This is a genomic window from Sphingomonas endophytica (genome assembly GCF_001476895.1).
GTDB classification, from domain to species: Bacteria; Pseudomonadota; Alphaproteobacteria; order Sphingomonadales; family Sphingomonadaceae; genus Sphingomonas; species Sphingomonas endophytica_A.
In genome coordinates this window covers 1-675 of the sequence record NZ_LDTB01000257.1, presented here as the reverse complement: position 1 = coordinate 675, position 675 = coordinate 1, and the positions used below count along the sequence as shown (strand labels likewise).

At 66.2% G+C, this 675-nt stretch carries 1 protein-coding gene; it reads left to right on the top strand.

The window, feature by feature from the left end:
* On the top strand, positions 1-675 hold a 675-nt coding region (locus tag NS334_RS17075; RefSeq protein WP_193753166.1), incomplete at both ends, for a hypothetical protein.

Genomic DNA, 675 nt, shown 5'->3' with positions numbered 1-675 from the left:
ACGCTGACCAGTAACGGCATCAGCCTGATCCTGCCGGAGACCGATGCCGCGGCCGCGCTGGTCTCGGGCATCGATCCGACCGCGACCGCGTTCACTTCGCAGCGCGATGCGCTGATCGCCTCGGCCAAGCCCAATCTGCTGGCGACCGGCCAGTTCGACAACCTCTCGACATTGGTGGATCGCCCCGATCAGTCGCGCATCGAGATCGTCACCGGCGGCACCATCGACTTCAGGAACGGCTCGCTGACCATGGCGCAGGGCGGCCAGGTCACGGCCTCCGCCGGTAAGCGGGTGTTCGCCGAAACCGGCTCTGTCATCGACGTCTCCGGCACCACCGGCACCGTGCTGCCGGTGTCGGCCAATGCGATCAAGGTCAATGTCCAGGGCAACGAGCTGCGCGACAGCCCGCAGAACCGCGACAGCGGCACGCTGCTCAACAGCAACATGTGGATCGATGCCCGTGATCTCACTTTGGTGCCGGCCGGCACCGGCGGCTATGCGACCGACCGCTATTACACCGCGGGCGGGCTGCTCGAAGTCTCCGGCTATCTCAACAACACCGGCCACAAGATCGGCGAATGGACCGCGGTCGGCGGCACCATCACGCTGTCGGCGCCGGAAGTGGTGGCGCAGCAAGGCGCGCTCTTCAACATCTCCGGCGGCGCGGTGCAATAT